General features: G+C 41.7%; 4 protein-coding genes. 3 read left to right on the top strand and 1 reads right to left on the bottom strand.

Annotated features, from left to right (window positions below; all coding sequences use genetic code 11):
* Window positions 1-460: 460 nt before the first annotated feature.
* Complete coding sequence (locus Q0081_RS13495; protein ID WP_298354169.1) at window positions 461-1,429, bottom strand: tyrosine-type recombinase/integrase; 969 nt, start codon at window positions 1,427-1,429, stop codon at window positions 461-463.
* Between the two features lie 244 nt (window positions 1,430-1,673).
* Here Q0081_RS13495 and Q0081_RS13490 point away from each other — a divergent pair, with 244 nt between their 5' ends.
* The 3 genes from Q0081_RS13490 to Q0081_RS13480 all read left to right on the top strand — a co-directional run.
* Window positions 1,674-2,828, top strand: a complete 1,155-nt coding sequence (locus Q0081_RS13490; RefSeq protein ID WP_298354167.1) for an endo-1,4-beta-xylanase — start codon at window positions 1,674-1,676, stop codon at window positions 2,826-2,828.
* 5 nt (window positions 2,829-2,833) lie between these two features.
* Entirely contained in the window at window positions 2,834-3,088 is a 255-nt protein-coding gene (locus Q0081_RS13485) for a hypothetical protein (protein WP_298354165.1), read from the top strand.
* On the top strand, window positions 3,079-4,333 hold a 1,255-nt coding region (locus Q0081_RS13480), incomplete at its 3' end, for a sialate O-acetylesterase (RefSeq protein ID WP_298354162.1). The genes Q0081_RS13485 and Q0081_RS13480, both read left to right, overlap by 10 nt.

The following is a 4,333-nucleotide window of genomic DNA, read 5'->3' as shown; positions in this document are numbered from 1 at the left end:
TATCAAGCGTCAAATGTACGGAAGAGCTAGTTTTGAGCTGCTCCGCAAAAGAGTCATCCTGATGGGGATCTCCAACTTTCACCAAATGTGACGATGAACCACGTTCATAGGAATTTACAGCATATACCACAATTAACCTTTTTTTCCTTGGTAAACCTAAAAAAATACAATTTATGGGTTTTGGAATAGACTACTCAAGAACGTTTCTGAACACTTTTTTGATATAATCAATGAAATAAACGGGGAGACATGTCATTGTCATATTGTACCTAAAATTAACCCGGTTTGGGTATTAATTGGCAACAATGGGGAACGACAACCAATTTTATAAACGAAGTTAAAACGCGTTTATGGAAAATAGCACCCCAAAAATACCTTTTCAGAATCTGCTGAAATAGACTACCTATAAAATTCAGGCAAATATTCGATTCTAAGGCGCTTCAAAAAGGTGTTTTTGAGCCTACAACCCTAATTTTGTAGCGGCATTGTGCTGTTTGATGTCTTCAATTCGGGTATAACGTTGGATCATTAAGCTTGTTTTGTGTTTGCTCTGGCGCATAATTTCCGAATCATCGGCTCCGTTTATTTTAGCAATCGTGATAAAAGAAGCTCGTAAGGAGTGAGCGGAATAACGGTCACCCATGTATTTTTTTACGGTCTCGTATACCGTCATATCATTCAGACGTTCCTCCGTGATTTTATCCCCTTTACGAACTCGGACAAAAAGCGGGCCCGTCTGTCTTTCCAAACGATTAATCCATTGTTTCAAATTCCGAATGGGGCAAAAATCAGCCTCAGGACTATAAAAAAAAGCTTTTTCTTCTGCCTCTCCATATTGATTGGTTTTGCTTTTTGACAATGAAATAATGGCACCGTCGTCGTTAAAATCCACGTCTTCAATATTCAAACTCACTAATTCCGAGCGACGATAGGCTCCGGCAAAACCTAACAGGATAAGACATTTATCTCGTAGTCCAGAATGAGTTGTAATGTCCATAGCTCGCAGGATTTTTTTCAAATCGTTCATTTTAAAAGCAGGGGCCTGTTTTTGGCGTACGCCATTTGTCCGTTTGATTCCTTCCATTACAGCTCGGAACGCCTTGTCTTTGGTAGGTAAGTCCAAATTATTCAATTCGTGCAATTTGCTGATGGCCGCTAATTTTCGATTAATGCTCGCCCACTTGTGGGTATCGGCTAAGTGCGACACATAAGCAGCCAAGGTTGAAGCCGAAGCGGGCAATTCACTCTGCCCATTTTCATCGCACCATTCTTTGAAGTATTTCAAATCCGATTTATAAGCCCGTTGGGTGTTTAGTGCCCCTTCCAAGCCTTTGCGTGCATAGTTAGCGACTTTCCCCGCAAGGACTTCTGTGATTTGCAGTTGGTTGGTAGTTATAGGTACTGTTTGAAGACTGCGATTCTCTTCCATGAGTTTATAAATAGGTTTAGAAGCAAAATTAATTATTACCTATGATAATATTTAATTATCATAGGTAATAATTAATAGTCTACGAAAAACCAAAGTTCAATAAACAAATTGGTCATTTATGCAAAAGTGGTTAAGCTCACCTGTGTTACAGTGTTTCAGGAATCATATTCGGTATTTGGCTTTCGTTCGGGTAAATTCATCAAAAACAATACTTTCGAAATCAGTACATTACAAATGATAAATCATGAAGTCAGGTATTCAAGCGCTCATTTTTAGTTTTTTTGCGCTGACAGCTACTTTTTCAGACGCTCAACTTACTCTCAAAGTAGCGTATAAAGATGCTTTTAAAATGGGGGTTTCGGTCAATGACGCTGTTGTTTCGGGACGAGATAAGGCATCGCAGGAAATAGTAGTGAAGCAATTTAATACCATTACCCTCGAAAACTCTATGAAAGCAGGGCTCATTAATCCGCAACCCGGAGTTTTTAAGTTCGAGCCGGCCGATGCTTACATTGAGTTTGGTAAGAAAAACAACATGTTTATCATAGGCCATACACTCGTTTGGCATAATCAAACTCCCTCGTGGTTTTTTCAGGACGAAAAGGGCAATCCCAAATCGAAGGAAGCCGTTGCAGAGCGTTTGCACGAGCATATCAAAACCGTCGCAGGCAGGTATGCTGGCAATGTGGATGCATGGGATGTAGTAAATGAGGTCATTGATGACGACGGCAGTTATCGACCTACTACTTGGGTAAAAGGCATTGGTGATGGCGACGAATTGGTAAAATTGTCGTTCAAATACGCCGCACAATACGCTCCCAATACCGAATTATACTACAATGATTTCAACGCCTGGCGTCCGACAAAGCGTGACGGTATTGTCAAAATGGTAAAAATGCTACAAAAAGAAGGTATCCGTATTGACGGTATCGGTATACAGGGACATTGGGGATTAAACTATCCCAAAACCGAATACATCGAAGCGGCGATTGACGCGTATGCGGCGTTGGGTTTGAAAGTGATGATTACGGAATTGGACGTAGACGTGTTGCCGCTCACCAAAGAAGGACAAATTATTGGACAGGGAATGGGCGAAAAACAGTTTCAAAACGAGGAATTTAAAACGTTTTTAGACCCTTACCCCAACGGCTTACCCGATTCGATACAGAAGGCTTTAGCGGATAGGTATGCCCAACTCTTTGAAATTTTTTACCGAAAAAGAGACAAAATTGACCGCGTCACCATGTGGGGCATCCACGATGGAATGTCTTGGAAAAACGGTTATCCGATTCAAAATCGCACTAATTATCCTCTACTTTGGGATAGAAACAAACAACCGAAACCGGCTTTCGATGCCGTTCTGAAAGTCCCTCAAAAGTCTAAGAGAGTTATTCATTAAACAGTATGAAGTCTATCTTAATTTTTGCCTTTCTCTTGGGGATTTGCCTACCAACCCAAGCACAAATCCGTTTGCCCAAACTGATTTCCGATAATATGGTTTTGCAACGAGACCAACCCATCAAAATTTGGGGTTGGGCATCTCCCAAAGAAAAATTCGAGTTGAATTTCAATAAAAAAACATTCAAAACTACGACTGCTGACAATGGGAAATTCAGCTTCCGCCGCAATCGGCCGGAACCGGTTATGAAATGGTTTTGAAAGGCAAAAATGAAGTCAGAATCAAAAATATAGCGTTGGGAGATGTATGGTTGTGCAGTGGGCAGTCAAATATGGTGTTGCCGATGGAGCGGGTTAAAGAAAAATACCCCGTAGACATTGCCTCGGCCAATTATCCCGACATTCGCAATTTTTTTGCTCAAACTCTTACGGACTTGAATGGTCCTAAAGATGATTTTCCGCAAGGTCAATGGAAAACGGCCAATCCAAAAGATGTGCTTACGTTTGGTGCTGTCACGTACTTTTTTGCCCGAGAAATTTATGAAAAATACAAAATGCCCATCGGAATCATCAACAGTTCGGTGGGAGGTACGCCGATTGAGGCATGGATAAGCGAGGGAGGTTACAAAAATTTTGGAGATATTCAGAAAATCATCGCCCAAAACAAAGACACCGTTTATGTGAATTCATTCAATCGTCGACCTATTCCTATTCGTCCGACGGTACGTGATTTAGGGACAATTGAGCATTGGGAAAGTGCTGATTATCAACCAAAAGGTTGGAGAAATTTCAATATTCCCGGGTTTTGGGAAGACCAGAGATTGAAAGATTTGAATGGGATAGTTTGGTTTCGGAGAGAGTTTGAAGTGCCGCAAAGCTGGATTGGTAAATCCATTAAGCTATTCATGGGACGCATCGTGGATGCCGACGAAATGTATGTTAATGGAAAAAAGGTTGGCAATATAACGTGTCAATACCCGCCCCGACGCTACGAAATCCCGTCCGATTTGCTGAAACCGGGCAAAAATACCTTTGTGGTTAGGGTAACAAATACCGCAGGAAAAGGCGGCTTTGTGCCGGATAAGCCTTATATTATGACTGTCAACGGCGAAGAAATTGACCTCAAAGGTACTTGGCAGTATAAAATTGGGGAAGTGTATCAGCCTATCAATTCAGACGGGATTGGCGGTGGCGGATTAGTTCGCCAAAATCAGCCAACAGCACTTTATAATGCCATGATTGCGCCCGTTTTACCCATGAAAGTAAAAGGATTTTTGTGGTATCAGGGCGAAAGTAATACTGCCAACCCCGAACCCTACGATGCATTTATGTCGGCGCTCATCAATGATTGTCGACGACTTTGGAATGACCCCAAGTTGCCTTTTCTGGGAGTACAACTGGCAAATTTTCAAGATTTAAACTACACCCCAACTGAAAGCAATTGGGCAAGGCTTCGGGAAGCACAATCCAAAGCACTCACCCTGCCCAACACGGCCGTAACCGTTA

Source organism: Runella sp. (genome assembly GCF_027484545.1).
Taxonomy (GTDB): Bacteria; Bacteroidota; Bacteroidia; order Cytophagales; family Spirosomataceae; genus Runella.
Note: the sequence above shows the minus strand (reverse complement) of the source record. Positions and strands in the feature narration are given on the sequence as shown.

What these genes read in the sequence shown, in the direction of transcription:
- Q0081_RS13495 (WP_298354169.1), bottom strand. Translation starts at nt 1,429, where the DNA reads ATGGAAGAGAATCGCAGTCTTCAAACAGTACCTATAACTACCAACCAA.
- Q0081_RS13485 (WP_298354165.1), top strand. Translation starts at nt 2,834, where the DNA reads ATGAAGTCTATCTTAATTTTTGCCTTTCTCTTGGGGATTTGCCTACCA.
- Q0081_RS13490 (WP_298354167.1), top strand. Translation starts at nt 1,674, where the DNA reads ATGAAGTCAGGTATTCAAGCGCTCATTTTTAGTTTTTTTGCGCTGACA.